The organism is Paenibacillus sp. J22P277 (assembly GCF_059383675.1).
The window spans coordinates 1-14913 of record NZ_JBXENS010000008.1 but is presented as its reverse complement, the minus strand read 5'-3'; the positions used below and the strand labels follow the sequence as shown (position 1 = coordinate 14913).

At 57.4% G+C, this 14913-nt stretch carries 14 protein-coding genes and 7 tRNA genes; 3 read left to right on the top strand and 18 right to left on the bottom strand.

Going from position 1 to position 14913, the window contains the following annotated elements; genetic code table 11:
* Positions 1–153: 153 nt before the first annotated feature.
* From AC50YL_RS26905 to AC50YL_RS26890, 4 genes are all read right to left on the bottom strand, one after another.
* A complete protein-coding gene (locus AC50YL_RS26905) occupies positions 154–1740 on the bottom strand; it encodes a peptide chain release factor 3 (protein ID WP_494836055.1) in 1587 nt (528 codons plus the stop codon).
* A gap of 20 nt (positions 1741–1760) precedes the next feature.
* Positions 1761–2390: a cyclase family protein gene (locus tag AC50YL_RS26900; RefSeq protein WP_494836054.1), complete on the bottom strand. Its 630-nt coding sequence runs from the start codon at positions 2388–2390 to the stop codon at positions 1761–1763.
* Between the two features lie 54 nt (positions 2391–2444).
* The gene (zwf, locus tag AC50YL_RS26895; RefSeq protein WP_494836053.1) at positions 2445–4001 is read right to left on the bottom strand and encodes a glucose-6-phosphate dehydrogenase; all 1557 of its coding nucleotides are present in this window, start codon (positions 3999–4001) and stop codon (positions 2445–2447) included.
* A 128-nt stretch (positions 4002–4129) separates the two neighbouring features.
* A complete protein-coding gene (locus tag AC50YL_RS26890) occupies positions 4130–4939 on the bottom strand; it encodes a YwmB family TATA-box binding protein (RefSeq protein WP_494836052.1) in 810 nt (269 codons plus the stop codon).
* Between the two features lie 119 nt (positions 4940–5058).
* On the opposite strand from AC50YL_RS26890, the gene AC50YL_RS26885 reads away from it, so the two are divergent.
* Together AC50YL_RS26885 and AC50YL_RS26880 are read left to right on the top strand one after the other, a co-directional pair.
* Complete coding sequence (locus tag AC50YL_RS26885; protein ID WP_494836051.1) at positions 5059–5490, top strand: hypothetical protein; 432 nt, start codon at positions 5059–5061, stop codon at positions 5488–5490.
* A gap of 237 nt (positions 5491–5727) precedes the next feature.
* Positions 5728–7050 carry a hypothetical protein gene (locus tag AC50YL_RS26880; protein ID WP_494836050.1) on the top strand — a complete coding sequence of 441 codons (1323 nt, stop codon included), beginning with the start codon at positions 5728–5730 and terminating at the stop codon, positions 7048–7050.
* 8 nt (positions 7051–7058) lie between these two features.
* Here AC50YL_RS26880 and AC50YL_RS26875 read toward each other — a convergent pair whose 3' ends face one another.
* Entirely contained in the window at positions 7059–8570 is a 1512-nt protein-coding gene (locus AC50YL_RS26875; protein ID WP_494836049.1) for a molybdopterin molybdotransferase MoeA, read from the bottom strand.
* Between the two features lie 176 nt (positions 8571–8746).
* Here AC50YL_RS26875 and mobB point away from each other — a divergent pair, with 176 nt between their 5' ends.
* The gene (mobB, locus tag AC50YL_RS26870) at positions 8747–9238 is read left to right on the top strand and encodes a molybdopterin-guanine dinucleotide biosynthesis protein B (RefSeq protein ID WP_494836048.1); all 492 of its coding nucleotides are present in this window, start codon (positions 8747–8749) and stop codon (positions 9236–9238) included.
* 132 nt (positions 9239–9370) lie between these two features.
* On the opposite strand, the gene AC50YL_RS26865 is transcribed toward mobB, so the two are convergent.
* From AC50YL_RS26865 to AC50YL_RS26805, 13 genes are all read right to left on the bottom strand, one after another.
* Positions 9371–10048 (bottom strand): response regulator, encoded by a 678-nt coding sequence (locus AC50YL_RS26865; RefSeq protein WP_494836047.1) that lies wholly within the window; start codon positions 10046–10048, stop codon positions 9371–9373.
* Positions 10005–11153, bottom strand: coding sequence for a sensor histidine kinase (locus AC50YL_RS26860; protein WP_494836046.1), 1149 nt, complete (start codon positions 11151–11153; stop codon positions 10005–10007). Before AC50YL_RS26860 ends, AC50YL_RS26865 begins: the two co-directional genes overlap by 44 nt.
* A gap of 106 nt (positions 11154–11259) precedes the next feature.
* Positions 11260–11955 (bottom strand): PspA/IM30 family protein, encoded by a 696-nt coding sequence (locus AC50YL_RS26855; RefSeq protein ID WP_494836045.1) that lies wholly within the window; start codon positions 11953–11955, stop codon positions 11260–11262.
* Positions 11956–11957: 2 nt separating this feature from the next.
* The gene (locus AC50YL_RS26850; RefSeq protein ID WP_494836043.1) at positions 11958–12467 is read right to left on the bottom strand and encodes a PspC domain-containing protein; all 510 of its coding nucleotides are present in this window, start codon (positions 12465–12467) and stop codon (positions 11958–11960) included.
* On the bottom strand, positions 12464–13162 hold the full coding sequence (locus AC50YL_RS26845) for a PspA/IM30 family protein (RefSeq protein ID WP_494836042.1): 699 nt from the start codon (positions 13160–13162) through the stop codon (positions 12464–12466). Before AC50YL_RS26845 ends, AC50YL_RS26850 begins: the two co-directional genes overlap by 4 nt.
* A 96-nt stretch (positions 13163–13258) precedes the next feature.
* Entirely contained in the window at positions 13259–13549 is a 291-nt protein-coding gene (locus AC50YL_RS26840) for a LiaF transmembrane domain-containing protein (RefSeq protein ID WP_494836040.1), read from the bottom strand.
* A gap of 589 nt (positions 13550–14138) precedes the next feature.
* Positions 14139–14220: transfer RNA gene (locus AC50YL_RS26835), tRNA-Leu, on the bottom strand.
* 101 nt (positions 14221–14321) lie between these two features.
* Positions 14322–14395: transfer RNA gene (locus tag AC50YL_RS26830), tRNA-Cys, on the bottom strand.
* A 10-nt stretch (positions 14396–14405) separates the two neighbouring features.
* Positions 14406–14480, bottom strand: a tRNA-Gly gene (locus AC50YL_RS26825).
* 5 nt (positions 14481–14485) lie between these two features.
* A tRNA-Gln gene (locus AC50YL_RS26820) sits at positions 14486–14561 on the bottom strand.
* A gap of 28 nt (positions 14562–14589) precedes the next feature.
* Positions 14590–14665: transfer RNA gene (locus tag AC50YL_RS26815), tRNA-His, on the bottom strand.
* Positions 14666–14683: 18 nt separating this feature from the next.
* Positions 14684–14757 (bottom strand) — tRNA-Trp (locus tag AC50YL_RS26810).
* Positions 14758–14767: 10 nt separating this feature from the next.
* Positions 14768–14852 (bottom strand) — tRNA-Tyr (locus AC50YL_RS26805).
* Positions 14853–14913 lie beyond the last annotated feature (61 nt).

Sequence of the window (14913 nt, the reverse complement as noted above, 5' to 3'; positions counted from 1 at the left end):
CGCCGCGATCATCCGCTATCGCCGATATGAACCGTGACGACCAGATACGATTAAAGCTTATCTTGTTGCGAAAAAGACCCCGAATCCGACATATATCGGAATCGAGGTCTTCTTGATGATTTCTTGTTCGCTATAATGCAAGGCTTCTCGTTATTAGGGCGCCATCTCCAAAAACTTGGAGGTGGGATTCTTATCCATCGCCGTGCGCATCGCGTACTCGTTCTCGAACAGCGCGACGTAATTGTCTTTCTTGTCTTTGACGAGCGTCGAATTGATCCGGTATTTGGACGGGTCGATCTTGTCGTCGACGATCCAGCGCGCGAATTGGAACTGCATCCGGTGCAGCATGATCTCCACGCCGTACTCCGAACGCATCCGATGCTCGAATACCTCGAATTGCAGCTGGCCGACGACGCCCAGAATCGTCTCGTCGAAGTTCCCGGTGGAGTGGAACACCTGAATCGTGCCCTCTTCCGTCAATTGGTCGATTCCCTTCTGGTATTGCTTATGCTTCAACGCATTCTTGACGGTCACCTTCGCGAACAGCTCCGGCGAAAACGTCGGCAGTTCGTCGAAGACGATCTCGCTGCCCTGCGACAACGAATCGCCGATCCGGAAGATGCCGGGATCGAACAACCCGATAATATCGCCCGGGTAGGCATTCTCCACGATATCCCGATCCTGCGCGAGAAACTGCTGCGGCTGGGACAGCTTGATGTCTTTGCCGTTGCGCACGTGGCGAACGCTCATACCGCGTTCGAAACGGCCGGAACAAATCCGCAGGAAGGCGATCCGGTCACGGTGGGCCGGATTCATGTTCGCTTGGATTTTGAAGACGTAGCCCGAGAATTTCTCGTTCGTCGGTTCCACGGGTCCGGTCGTGCTTTGGCGCGGCGTTGGCGACGGTGCCAGCTGCAGGAAGTTCTCGAGGAACGTCTGCACGCCGAAGTTGTTGACCGCGCTGCCGAAGAACAGCGGCGTCAGCTCGCCCGCGCGAACCTTCTCGTAATCGAATTGGTCGCCGGCGACGTCAAGCAGCTCCAGATCCGCGATCAGCTGATCGGTCAAATAATCGCCGGCCATCTCGCGAATATGCGGATCGTTGTAATCCGCGACCTTCTGCACTTCGATCGTGGAATGGTCGTTGCCCCGGAACAACTCCACCTGGTTCTTCATCCGGTCGTAGACGCCGCACAGCTCCCGGCCCATGCCGATCGGCCAATTCATCGGAACGGCCCGGATGCCGAGCACCCGCTCCAGCTCTTCCATGAGCTCGAACGGATTTTGGCCTTCGCGGTCCAGCTTGTTGATGAACGTAAAGATCGGAATGCCGCGCTTGCTACATACTTGGAACAGCTTGATCGTCTGCGCCTCGACGCCTTTGGCGACGTCGATCAGCATGACCGCGCTGTCGGCGGCTGTCAGCGTCCGGTACGTGTCTTCGCTGAAGTCTTGGTGACCGGGCGTATCCAGAATATTGACGCGGTGACCGCTGTAATCGAACTGCATGACGGACGAAGTAACGGAAATCCCCCGCTGCTTCTCGATTTCCATCCAGTCGCTCGTCGCGTGACGGCTTGCTTTGCGCGCCTTGACCGATCCCGCTTCGCGGATCGCGCCCCCGAAGAGGAGCAGCTTCTCCGTCAATGTCGTTTTCCCCGCATCCGGGTGAGAAATAATGGCGAACGTGCGCCGTTTCTCGACTTCTTGTTTGATTTCATCCGCAATAGTTTTACTCATGATAGTTCCCTTCGTCCCTTTTACATGCCGCCGATCAGAAACGCGCGGGCTGGTGCCGCGTCGATTCCGGTAAGTTTAAGCGGCGCGATGACCATAAAATAACTGCCTGCCGCGACGTCCTTCAGTCGCAGCCCTTCTACGATGACAACATTGTTGCGGAACAGCAAGCGATGCGTCGGATGTCCGTCTTGCCCGCGCTCGATGCCCAGGGCATCCGTGCCGACGCCTCGGATGCCGAGCTCGATCAGATACCTGGCGCCGTCTTCGCGAAGGAAGACGAAGCCCGGATCGAAGGCCTCCGAGAAGGAGTTTCTCGTCTTGAGCAGCACCCAATCGTTGCGCTGCAGGCTCAGCTGCTCCAAGTCCGCCCGGGTAACGGATTCCGCGCAATGCGTCAGATCCACCACGCGGGCCATGCCGACGAGCTGTTCCAAACCGATCGTCTCGATCGTTTCCCCATCCTTCAACATATGCAGGGGCGCATCCACATGCGTACCGCCATGCACGTCCATGTCCAGACGGGATTCGTAAACGGCCTCGCCGCTATCGTGATTGCTCACGTTCGAGATGTTCGGCATTTTCGGCGCTTTGTTTTTGTACACTTGCATCGACGGCTCGATCGTCATCGATATATCATGCAGCTTAAACATGGGCATGATCTCCCCGATGCGCGGCCGTGAACGCTACGAGCGGCGTCGCCCGTTTCATTTCGGTCCGCCGGAGATCCAGATGACGTTGTCTTCCGCTTGACCGTTCACCGGCCACCAGTGGAACCCGTTCTCGGCAAGCAGCGCTTCGGTTCGCGCCGGACCCCAAGAACCGGCTGGATAAAACTGCAGGCTGGAGTCGTCTTCGCGCCATGCTTCGGCGATCCGGTCCACGAACGACCAAGCCTGCGCCACTTCGTCCCAGCGGGTGAAGTAGGTAGACTCGCCGCGCGCGGCATCGTAGATCAATCGCTCGTAGGCTTCGGGCGTATTAATGCCGATCATGCAGCTTTGGCAAAATTCCATCGATACCGGCTGCACGACGTTGTCGACGCCCGGCTTTTTGGCATTGATTTTGATGTAAATGCCTTCCATCGGGTTGACCCGAATGACCAGCAGGTTCGGCGCCAGATCGTGACGGTGCGCGAACAGGATGTTGTCGGGCACGTTCTTGAACTCGATGACGATCTCGGTCGTTTTGACCGGGAGCCGCTTACCCGTACGGATGTAGAACGGCACGCCGGCCCAGCGGAAATTGTCCAGGTACACGCGCGCGGCGAAGTACGTCTCCGTCGGCGATTGCGGATTCACGGAATCTTCTTGGCGATAGCCGCTAAGCGGCTTTCCGTTGGTCTCGCCATCGCTGTATTGGCCGCGAATGACGTTCGCGCCGACTTCCTCCGCGGTTGCGAACGGACGGAGCGAACGAAGCGCCTTGACCTTCTCGTCGCGGAGGTCTTCCGGATGCAGACGGCTCGGCGGCTCCATGGCGATCATCGCCAGCATCTGCATCATGTGGTTCTGAACCATGTCGCGCAGCGCCCCGGACTTGTCGTAATAGCCGCCGCGCTCTTCCACGCCGACCGTCTCGGACAGCGTGATTTGGACGTTGGCGATATGCTTGTTGTTCCAGAGCGGCTCGAAGAAGGCGTTGGAGAAGCGCAGCACCTGAATGTTTTGCACCATTTCCTTGCCGAGGTAGTGATCGATCCGGTAGATCTCCTCTTCCTTGAACACTTGGCTGAGCTGCGCGTTCAGCTTGCGCGCGGATTCCAGGTCGTAGCCGAACGGCTTCTCGATGACGAGCCGGTTCCAGCCCCTGGATTCCAGCATGCCGCCGTCGCGCAGGTTGAACGACACCGGTCCGAACAACTCCGGCGCCAGCGCCAGATAGAACAGACGGTTGCCGGGAATATCGAACTTGGCGTCCAACTCCTGCGTCAACCGGCCGAGCTCGCGGAATCCGTCCACGTTGTTGATGTCCAGGGACATGTACACGAAATGCGAAGCGAAACGCGCCCACTGCTCGGCATCGTCCGCTTTGTACCGGCAGAACTCGTCGATCGATTCCTGGAGGTCGACGCGGAACTGCTCGTTCGTGCGCGGTCTGCGGGCTAACCCGACAACGGCGAAATCCTCGGCCAGCTTGCCTTCCTTGTACAGGCTGAACAAGGCCGGAAACAGCTTCCGGCGAGCCAGGTCGCCGGTTGCTCCGAATAAATAATATACCGCACCCTCTGCGGCAATCGTATCATGTTTGCTCACTTCGGTCATTTTCCTCATTCTTTCTTATGTATTTTTAGGCAACGATTGGCATGCTGCTTTTGAATGTAGTGTAGCATACCGGAAGGTTAGAAGCTATTCGTGCAAGGATAAAATGCGGCGTGTCCCGCACGAATCTCTCACTTATCTTGCATCGTATAATCCCCGGTTATGAGCGGAACGCCAATAATTAATTCCGGCCCCTTGCCGGCCGCGGACGAAGTCTCCGCGATTTGCAGGTTTACCGCCTTCGAAGCGCTCTGAACCTTGCTCCCGAGCGCGGCGCTGTAATAGGTCAGACTGCTCGTATGACCGTCGTCGTAGGCTTCCGCTTCCCCCGCGGACGCAGCCTTCGCGACGCGCGCCCGCGCCCCTTCGCGCTCCGCCGTCCCCTTGACGGTGAATCCGCCGCGCAGCTTCATGTCCGCTTCCGCGACATGCCGTTCGACCTTGCCGATCGCGTCCGCCAACGTCTGCCGTTCTTCGTTCTTGGCCGCGTCCAGCAGCAGCACGATGTCGTAGGAAGCCGGGCTCTCCGCTTGGTCTCCGTCCGCAGGGGGGCGCGAATGAATCCAGAGCGTCATTTTGTAAGCCGGATCGGATGCGACGACGTCAACGGGTTCCGTGCCGTCCGCCAACCGATCGCCCAGTTCGAACCCTAAGCCGGCAGCAAAGGACTTCGCGGCCTTCGGGCTTGCGTTCCCGTCCCAGCGGAAGGACCATTCGGCGCCCGATGCGCCGCCGGCGTATTCGGCATCGCTCCAGCTCCATACCGTTTCGAAGTCCGCGCGCAGCGGCCATGACCGGTCTGCGGCAGGGTCATCCTTTCCTTTCAGCGCCCATACGACAGCGGCGACAAGGATAAGAAGCGCGGCAAGGACGCCGGCTTGCGGAGCGCGGCCGCGTTTCGTTTTCCGGATCGGAATAAGCGCCGGGGACTGATCCGCCATAGGTCATCCACTCCTTTTGCCCGCGTTCATTTGCCGGACGAATTGGGTAAATATCCATACGCATGCGCCTCTGGGTGAATACACTGACACAGATAAACCAGGGGAGGTGTCAACGACTGATGGAACAAATTTATCCGCTGCACGAGGACCATATCAAACGCTTCTGCGGCATGCCTGTGTGTGTTGTCACGCATGACGGACAGCGCCATGTCGGCGTCTTGAGCCGCTGCCACGAAGGACGCATCATGCTGAACGAACGTCCGAATTCAATCGGCGCTCATGCCGGCCAAGGCGGACAGGCGACCTCGGGCATGCAGCAAGGAAAAGTAACGAATCAGAAGAGCGCGAAGCAGAATGGCGTCAAGCAGAAGAAGGGAAAAACGGCTAACGGGACCAAAGCGAAGGAATCCGTGCAGACCCAGGCGTATTACCCTTATGATCCCTACGGCTACGGCGACTATGGGTACGGGTATGGATACGGCGGTTTCGGATTCGGCGAAGCGCTTGCGTTCGATTTAGCCTCCATCGCTTTGCTGTTTCTGTTGATCTAAGGGGAATCACGTGCCCGAGACTTGCGCGCAGCTGCGGACTCGGGCTTATTCATCGGCGGGGCTCGTCCAGCGGATCGGGATGAAGCAGTCCGGATCAAGTTGGAACCCGTGCTGACCGCTGGTCAATTGTTGCGGACTTATGCGCTTCAAGCGGAGAAACGTGAGAAAGGGATAGTGCAGTTGCAGGAAAATCTGGTATGTTAAGGATAACACAAACCGTTGACGGAGGCGATCATCATGGTCTTGCCTTATGCGATACCGGCCGTATTCGGGACTGTTCGTCAATCAGACGAGCCCATCGTCCCGCTTGAAAGATACGCTATGTATCCGTACATGTACGAGGACGTTCATCGCAAGCGGGAGAAAAGTAAGTCCAAGGCGGCAAACCGTAACCGGCCGAACGGGCTGCTGGACCTGCAAGCTTCGTTACCGCAAGCCGCCAAGGACGCGCTGAAAACGGCAGCCGACCATGCCGCCGCCTGGTTGATGCAAGCGAACTCGCTTAAAGATTCTCTCTCTTCGTTGGCGCGAAGGGACGCCTTCCTGTTCGAACAACGGATCGTCACGGCGTTCGGGGATACGGCGGGCCGGGCCGCGGACGGTGCCGACATCGGCGATATACGGGTTCGCGTCACCGCGGTCGCGCAGCCGCAGCGCAATCTCGGCTTCGGTTTGACTCCGAACGCGCCTTCCGTTATCCCGCCGGGCACTCACCTTTTCAGGATCGTCTCGCGATCCGTCGAATCCGTTGCCTTGCAGGCAGCTATTCGGCACGGCGACACGAACGGCGCCGCGCTCGGACGCTTGCGCGATGCAATCAACGAAGCGAATCTCGGGATGACCGCAGCGCTTCGTTACGCCGACCGGAGCGAGATCGTGCGACTGGAGCTCATCGCCGGCGGCAGCGGCACGGATAACGCGTTTGCCATAACGGATATCGGCGGCGGCAGCATCGTGAGAGCAAGCGGGATCGGACAGATCGAACAACCTGCTTCGAATAGCGTATACGCGATTGACGAGGGCCCCTATGCCGTATCCCCATCGAACGAAATTCAGGTTCGGGACGGTCAAGTCACGCTTGCGCTCGACCGGCTTCCTTTAGCAGCCGATATTACCGTGCGCGTGGATCCTGATTTATCCGCGTTGGCGGACAGGTTAGACCTCGTAGCGGCGAAAATGAACGCGCTTCACGCCATTTGCATCAGCGCTGCCGGCAGCTTGGATCCGGCACTGAGGCAGCGGCTGAACGATACCTTAGCCCATCCCGGCGCGAAGGCTGTCGGGCTTGCGCTTGGCCATGGCGCATGGAAGCTGGATCCGGAGCTGCTGCATGCGGCTGCAATGGAAGGGAAGCTCCATAGCTTGAAGCAGGTGCTAGCGGGCCGACATGGATTCGTCTCCGCGCTCATTGACGAGCTGAACCTGCTGACAAGCTCGCCGACGAACGAATTAATCAACGTCAAAGCTGGCGCATTCCAAGCGTTCACGCGCTACAGCGCTTCTTCCGAACCGTACCTGCAGCTGGGCTTCAATGGGATTCATGTGGATTCCGTGCTGTAACCAATATACTACAGCAATATAACGTCCACGATGCTGCCTTCCGCGGCACCGGCTGAACCTGCTTTAATGCGAATCAGTCCGTCCGCCTCCGGCAAGGATGCCATCATGCTCGATTTTCCGAAGGCGAGCGGATCGGCATAAAGCGTCCCGTTCTCGGTATAAAGACGCGCGCGGACAAAGCGCTCGTGCGGACTTCCCTTATCGAAGCCGCCGACCAGCTTTGCCGTTACCTGCTTAGGGCGCGCTTCTTCCTGCGAAGCCCCCGACAGCCGGAGGATTGCAGCCCGGGCAAAAAGCTCGAAGCCGACGAAGCAGGCCCCGGGGTTGCCCGAGAGCGCGATCAGCAGTTTGCCGGAAACGACCGCGGCCGATGTCGGCGCTCCCGGACGCATGGCCGCTTTATTGAACAGCAGCCTGCTGTTGCCCGGCAATCTGTTGTCCAGCGGGTGCGAGGGGTCCTCCGAATGCACGGAATCCATGACAGCTGAGTCTTCCTGCGGCAATGCCTCCGAACTCGCGGAGACCATGCCATCTAAGGCGTCCCGCATTTTCATTTCAACTGCACTTGCTTGCTCTTTGGCAATTACGAGCCGTTCCGCGCCTTTCGACTGCTCTGCATCTGCCCATGGAGCAGCTTCATGCCGCTCCACGGTTGATCGCTCATTCCCTATGCTTTGCAATAGTGTCGCCATCACGTCATAGTCGCCGACCGACACGCCGCCGGTCGTAATGACGATATCGCACTGCGCAAGCGCGTTTGCAATCGCCTGCGCGACCGCGACCGGTTCGTCGGACACGCGGCCGCATAGCATCGGGGTGCCGCCGCATTGCGCGACCAGCGCGGCCACCATCGCGCTGTTGCTGTCGCGAATGCGGCCCGGGGCAAGCGGCGCAGCCACCGGCAGCAGCTCCGCGCCGGTCGCGAGCACCGCTACGCGCGGCCGCGCATACACCGGCACATCGGCATAGCCGAATGTGCCGAGCAAAGCCACATGGCCAGGCCGCAGCAGCTCGCCTGGCCGCCCAAAGACGCTGCCGCGGCCGAATTCCTCGCCCCGCGGCGCGATGTTTTGCCCGGGCTCGGCGGCGCTCTTCACCTGCACCGCCGACTGCCCGAAGACCCGGGCGTCCGCCGTCTGCTCCAGCATGACGACGGCGTCCGCCCCGGGGGGCACGGCCCCGCCCGTCATGATCCGGACGGCAGTGCCCGGAGTCACGTCCGCCGAGGCGAGCGCGCCGGCGGCGACCGTGTCCACGACGCGCAGCGTCGCCGGCTCGCCCGGCGACGCCAGCGCCGTATCCGCGCTGCGGACGGCGAAGCCGTCCAGTCCGGCCCGCGCAAAGGGAGGCCAGTCCGTCGTCGCGCTGACTGCCTCGGCCAGCCTGCGGCCGCCGGCCTCCCACAGCGGCACGGTTTCCGTCCGCCCCGGGACGGCCGCTTCCAGCACGAGACGCAGCGCCTCGTCTACTTTAACGGCGCGCCTGCGAAACCGCGCCTCTCCCTGCTGCCTCTCGTTCATGCGACCTCCGCTAGCCTCTGCCTTTTCGGCATTTTCCTTCCATTGTAACAGAATACGGACAAGGCGTGGATACGCCGTATGATATACTTGAGCCAAGTCGATGAACCGCCATGCATGTCATCTCGTGAAAGGAGCGCGCCATGCTTTCTCGTCTTTCTCATCAGGCTTCAGACCCTATGCCGCTCGTGCTTCAAATCGTCGGCTACAAAAACAGCGGCAAAACGACCCTTATCGCCAAGCTGATCCATCGCTTGAAGCAATCGAATTGTATCATAGGCACCATTAAGCACGACGCCCATGAATTCGACATGGATAAGCCCGGCACGGATACCTGGCGGCATCAAGAAGCCGGCGCCGACATCACGGCAATCAGCTCCGCGTCCCGCAGCGCCGTCATCAGCCGCGGACCCGAACCGCTCTCCGTCCTGCTCGCGCACATGCGCCACGCGGATATCGTTATGGTCGAAGGCTTCAAGCAGGCGGATTACCCCAAGCTGATCCTGCTCCGCAAACCGGAGGATGCAGAACTGCTGACGCTCGCCAATCCGTTCATGGCCGTCCTTTGGCCGGAAGCAACCGCGCTGGAGACCGCGACTACCCTCCCGACTTACGGCATCAATGACGACGAACCAATAGCAGCAGCCGTATGCGCCCTTCTTCGCCGTTAAAAAGAGCCCGAAAAAAGATCACTCCCCCGGAGTGTCCTTCTTTCGGGCCCTTTTCCAAGGATGCGCCGATGCTGACTCAACCTTCAACGAAGACTGAAGGAACCGGATTAGCATTGATACATCCGTCCGTACTCACTCCGCCAAACCGTTTTTATGCGCATAAATCGCCGCCTGCGTGCGATCCTCCACGCCCAGCTTCGCGAAAATATTGGTCACATGGAACTTGACCGTTTTGATGCCGATGAACAGTTCCTCCGCGATCTCTTGGTTCGACAACCCTTTGCCCACGCATTTGAGGACATCCATTTCCCGTTCGGTCAGCTGCTCGTGCAGCGGCTTCGCCGTCTCGCTCTTCGGTTGACGGAACCGGTTCATCATTTTGACCGCCACTTGCGATTCAAGCACGGACTGGCCGCGGGCTGCGGCGCGGATCGCTTCGGCGATTTCAGTCGCGCGCGACGTTTTGAGCAGATAGCTGAACGCGCCGGCTTCGATAACCGGATACATCTTCCCGTCGTCCAGGTAACTCGTAAGCACGATGACTTTGCAATCCGGGTACAGCTCCAGCAGCCTCCGCGTCGTCTCTACGCCGTCCATGCCTTCCATTACGAGATCCATCAACACGACGTCCGGCCGATAGGCCTGCGCCAAACGGATGCCTTCTTGGCCGTTGCTCGCCTCCCCGACGACTTCAATGCCTTCCTCCGTATTCAGAACCGCCGCCAGCCCGATCCTTACCATCTCATGATCGTCGACGAGCAGAACCTTAATAGGTTGCTCGATGCTGTCCATTCGTTCGATCGCTTCCATTCGGTGAAATTCCTCCCCCATCCTGTGCTGCCGCAGGCACCCAGATATCGATGACGACCCCATTGCCCGGCGATGTAATCAGCTTCATGGAGCCGCCCAATTCATTGACCCGCTCTTCCATCGTCAGCAAGCCGTAGGACGTCTGCTTCTTCTCTTCCGCATGAAATCCGATGCCGTTATCCTGCAGCGTTAACCGCACGTAAGCCCCGGCTTGCTGCAAATAGATGTTCAACTGATCCGCCTTGGAATGCCGCAGCGAATTGGACATCGCTTCTTGGGCAATCCGGAACAAGTGATCTTCCGCTTCCGCTCCCAGGCTGACGGCTACGTCGGCTTCGAGCGTAATCGCGATCGGTACCTTCTGCTTCAGCTCGTCCACAAGCCCGTGGAGCGCTTGGCTGAGATGTTTTCCATCCAAATGCACCGGCCGCAAATGCAGCAGAAGCGCGCGCATTTCCGACTGCGCCACGGAAGCCATCTCCTCGATGAGTTGCACCTGCCGTTTCGCCCGCTCCCAATCCTTTTCCATCGTCCGGCTCACTGCCGTTGCCGTCATCGATATCGCGAAGAGCTGCTGGCTGACCGCGTCGTGAAGTTCGCGCGCCAAGCGTTGGCGTTCTTCGATCACCGCCGTAAAACGGACCTGCTCCGTCCAAGCCTCGTCTTCTTCCGACATTTTTTCTTCGGAAGCGTCCGAGCTGCCTTCCACGGGCAGCGTCACGCGCTGACGTTTTCGCCGTTGTTGATCGGATAGCCGCTTTAACGCCGCGCGAAGCTTTACGCCTTGCAAATAACTATATACCGCGGCGAGCACCAGCGCCGTCGCAATGACCGATAATCCGATCAGGGCCGCTTTGCTCTGCAGGGCGAACAGCTTCACGTACCCCGTTCCCTGCAGCACCAGCACGCTTAACCCCAGGATGACAAACAGCCAAAGCACGGTCTCCGCCGCGTTTTTTCGCTTCTCTGCCGCCTGGATCAGCGGCGGGGGCTGCCCTCCATTGCGATAAGCGGCCGGCGGGCCGCCTCGATCCACGAGCGCCATCGGCCGTTCTGTCTGCGCCTCCGGCGTTTCGCTTTTTGGCGAAGACGGTTGTTCGGTCAAGGCTGCTCCTCCTCCCTATGTACCTGAACGTGCAAAAACATGCCGCAGGCCGATGCCAAAAATAGCGCATCGACCAAGGCATATTGTTCATTGGTTCAAGCCCGCGTTATTCGGCGGATTCGATGGATGGAGGATTCAGTCTGCTCTTGAGCGCCTGCAGCTGCTCTTCCACTTTCAATTGCTTCGAAGGATCGACGTTGCCTGCCGTTGCCGGTCTGTTATAAGCACCGAATGGCACGCGCATGACGTCGGCTTCCGCCTCCAACTGCATGATCTTCTCTTCCATCCGACCGAAGCCGCGCGACGCGTTGCCGCTTTCGATGGTGTGCACCGCGGTCACTTGCGCCATTTGCTTTTTCGCCTTCGCCATTTGAGCACGGGCAGCCAGCTCGTTGCGCTTATTGCGCAGCTGGTAATATTCGTCCTTCATGCCGTGCAGCTGATTCATCAGCTCTTCGGCTTGCGTTTTCGCGTTCACGTGCAGTTCGGAGAACTCCGCAGTCTTTTGGTCGAAGAAAATCTTCTCTTCCAGCAGCTTGCGCGCCAGCTCTTCCTGTCCGGCACGCAGCGCGGACTCGGCTTTCAACTCGCGGTCTGCGCCGCTTCTCGTCGCTTCCTCCAAACGCTGCAGCATGCGGCGCTCGTTCGCCATCTGTTTCGCTACCGTCAATTCCGCCGTATGGATTTCTGCCTCCATATCGCGCAGGTATTGATTCAGCATCACAACGGGATCTTCCATCTTATCCAGCATTTCATGGATGGACGCTTTCGTCATATCCTTCATTCGTTTGAAAATACTCATTCTTAAACATCTCCCTTCTCATGTTTAGCCAATTTTGCGCGAAGCTCTTCGATCTCTTTCTTCAGTGCGCGTTTTTCCAGATCTTCCATCATCGCATCGATATTCGAAGCCGGCTGTGCCTGCGTCTGGGCCGGCGGTTTTTGCCAGCTCGGTCCCGGCTGCGACGGAGCCCCATACGAACTGCCGTACGAGTTGCCGTTTCCTTGACCGAAGTTCTGACCGTGGCCGCTGCCGAAGTTGCTGCCGCTATATGGGCCGTTAGGATTGTTTGTATTCCATCCGCCGTTGTATCCCCCGGGACCAGGACCGTACCCGCCGCCGATATCATACGGATTTTGCGGAACGACCAAACCCGCCAAGAGGTAAACCAGAATCAATGCGCCGCTCGTAAAGACCGTGACGACGATCAGCAGGATCCGAACCAGCGTCGCATCTACATTCAGCATTTCAGCAAGTCCGCCGCAGAGGCCGAACAATTTTTTGTCGCGTCGCGATCGATACAGCTTCTTCATTGCGATTTCCATCCTTCCTGCTGCAGTTTACGTTTCAATTGCTCCATCTCGCGCTCGATAACGTTTTGCAGCGATTGCCCTGCTCCGCTTACCCATTCCTGACCTGCTTTGCGCAAATCGCGAAGACTGCGTGCTTCCAACTCCATGTCGCTCAAGCGATCGTCCAGTTTCCGGAAGATACCGGATGACTGTTGGCCCGGTGCGTTGTTGAAAACGCCGCCTTGCGCATAACGTTCGTTCAGCCGCTGTTGCAGTCGAAGCGACTCCATCCGTGCCGCGAAATATTCCCGTTTATCGTAAACGCTCTGATATTCGCTGCGAAGCTCGCGAAGCTGTTCCTCCAGCTCTTGAATGCTTTGCGCAGCCTGTTCGTACAGCTCGCGGTACTGTGCGGCGCGCTCTTCGCTCGATGCCTTTTCCATCAGAGCGATTCGGGCAACATGATCCTCGCCGGCTTTCAATGCGATGATCGCTTGTTGTTCGCGCTTTTCCTTCAGCTGCTCCGCCTGCAGCCATTGCGTCTTCAGATGGTTGCCGTGGCCGTTGACCTGCTGGTACAGCTTCTCGGCTTGAATGATCTCTTCACGCGTCGACCATAAGAACTGATCGATCAGCTTCACGGGATCTTCGGCCTTCTCAAGTCGCTCGTTCAGCGTCGCAACCGTCATGTCCCTCACTCTTCGCATAATGCTCATTGCTTGATCCTCCTTCGTTCCCAACGTTCATGGACAGTACTTCATTAAGAACAACGGACGCTCGGTTTGTTACGTCGAAGCCGGCGTTCTTCTCGGTTAGATACGTTTTTCGCGATTTTTGAACATCGACACGCCCCATACGATCAAAGCAATCGCCAGAAGCAGCGAGATCAGGCCGAAGAGTTTTGGAAGCAGCATCAATCCGCCTACGACGATCAGGATCGAACCAATTACTTTGCTGTTGTTACGAATCCCTACCACGCCAAATCCGATTAAGATGAACGGCATCAGAATTCCGATAATCCAGCCCAGATGAATGCCGATGAATTTCATCACCATCAAACCGCCGATAACAACCAAGATTGCGCCAAGTGCATTTTTCCCCATTATTAGGTCACCGCCTTTCTTTTCGTTCGCTCTTACTTCCTCATTACGTTCATTGCCAAGCTGATGTTTCGTTTCTTGCTTATGTCCTTATTGTAGGTTGTTTTCATCAACTTCAAAACGGACCCGCGACGGTATTTGAACCTAGACCTCAGGCGGGGTGACTGCAGACCCTAAGACCGAACACTCGGTTATTCGCTTTATCTCGGCCCGATCAATCGTCACGTCCCATTCTATTTGCCGCTGTAAAACACTCCGACAAAACCTATTCAGGCGAGGGGCAACAATAATATCCCGCATCATAACCGCCCCATCCCAGGATGAATTAATCAATTGACTTACAACTCTGATGATGACGCATTAAATATTCTAACGTAGCAGCATTAATATGAATACTTATTTCCATCATGAATACTGATTTCCATCCAGGCGAGCGGTTTAACTTCATCCAAGTAGTTCACTATTCAGCCGTTCAGTCCTCTTAACCAATTCTTTTCACGTGCTGGAAGTATCAACAGTCATAGAACGCAAAAAACGCTGACAGGACGAAGTCCAATCAGCGTTCAAATTCATGTGCTTGATGTCTAAAAGGTGGTGCCGGCGAGAGGACTCGAACCTCCACGGTTTCCCTCACGATTTTGAGTCGCGCGCGTCTGCCATTCCGCCACGCCGGCAAATCTTTGCCCCGCCCCTTTGAAGATTCGAACTCCCGAACTTTAGATTCGTTGTCAAATCCACTATACAACTGAGCTAACGGCACAGAAAATAAAAAATGTGGAGGCGCCACCCAGACTCGAACTGGGGGTAAAGCTTTTGCAGAGCTCTGCCTTACCACTTGGCTATGGCGCCAGATAAAAAATGGAGCGGAAGACGGGAATCGAACCCGCGACCCTCGCCTTGGCAAGGCGATGCTCTACCGCTGAGCCACTTCCGCATAAATGGCTGGGGATCTAGGATTCGAACCTAGGGAATGACGGAGTCAAAGTCCGTTGCCTTACCGCTTGGCTAATCCCCAACATTTGTTTTTTGAATTTTAGTAAAGATGGGGCGACCGATGGGAATTGAACCCACGAATGCCGGATCCACAAACCGGTGCGTTAACCACTTCGCCACGATCGCCATACAACTAAATTCAATTGGCAGGGGCAGCAGGAATTGAACCCACACTAACGGTTTTGGAGACCGCTGTTCTACCCTTAAACTATGCCCCTAGGTAAAAAGTGGTGGAGGATGATGGATTCGAACCACCGAACTCAGAGAGAGCAGATTTACAGTCTGCCGTGTTTAGCCACTTCACTAATCCTCCATGATGGTGCCGGCGATAGGAGTCGAACCCACGACCTACTGATTACAAGTCAGTTGCTCTA

What these genes read in the sequence shown, in the direction of transcription:
- AC50YL_RS26905 (WP_494836055.1), bottom strand. Translation starts at nt 1,740, where the DNA reads ATGAGTAAAACTATTGCGGATGAAATCAAACAAGAAGTCGAGAAACGG.
- AC50YL_RS26900 (WP_494836054.1), bottom strand. Translation starts at nt 2,390, where the DNA reads ATGTTTAAGCTGCATGATATATCGATGACGATCGAGCCGTCGATGCAA.
- zwf (WP_494836053.1), bottom strand. Translation starts at nt 4,001, where the DNA reads ATGACCGAAGTGAGCAAACATGATACGATTGCCGCAGAGGGTGCGGTA.
- AC50YL_RS26890 (WP_494836052.1), bottom strand. Translation starts at nt 4,939, where the DNA reads ATGGCGGATCAGTCCCCGGCGCTTATTCCGATCCGGAAAACGAAACGC.
- AC50YL_RS26885 (WP_494836051.1), top strand. Translation starts at nt 5,059, where the DNA reads ATGGAACAAATTTATCCGCTGCACGAGGACCATATCAAACGCTTCTGC.
- AC50YL_RS26880 (WP_494836050.1), top strand. Translation starts at nt 5,728, where the DNA reads ATGGTCTTGCCTTATGCGATACCGGCCGTATTCGGGACTGTTCGTCAA.
- AC50YL_RS26875 (WP_494836049.1), bottom strand. Translation starts at nt 8,570, where the DNA reads ATGAACGAGAGGCAGCAGGGAGAGGCGCGGTTTCGCAGGCGCGCCGTT.
- mobB (WP_494836048.1), top strand. Translation starts at nt 8,747, where the DNA reads ATGCCGCTCGTGCTTCAAATCGTCGGCTACAAAAACAGCGGCAAAACG.
- AC50YL_RS26865 (WP_494836047.1), bottom strand. Translation starts at nt 10,048, where the DNA reads ATGGAAGCGATCGAACGAATGGACAGCATCGAGCAACCTATTAAGGTT.
- AC50YL_RS26855 (WP_494836045.1), bottom strand. Translation starts at nt 11,955, where the DNA reads ATGAGTATTTTCAAACGAATGAAGGATATGACGAAAGCGTCCATCCAT.
- AC50YL_RS26850 (WP_494836043.1), bottom strand. Translation starts at nt 12,467, where the DNA reads ATGAAGAAGCTGTATCGATCGCGACGCGACAAAAAATTGTTCGGCCTC.
- AC50YL_RS26845 (WP_494836042.1), bottom strand. Translation starts at nt 13,162, where the DNA reads ATGAGCATTATGCGAAGAGTGAGGGACATGACGGTTGCGACGCTGAAC.
- AC50YL_RS26840 (WP_494836040.1), bottom strand. Translation starts at nt 13,549, where the DNA reads ATGGGGAAAAATGCACTTGGCGCAATCTTGGTTGTTATCGGCGGTTTG.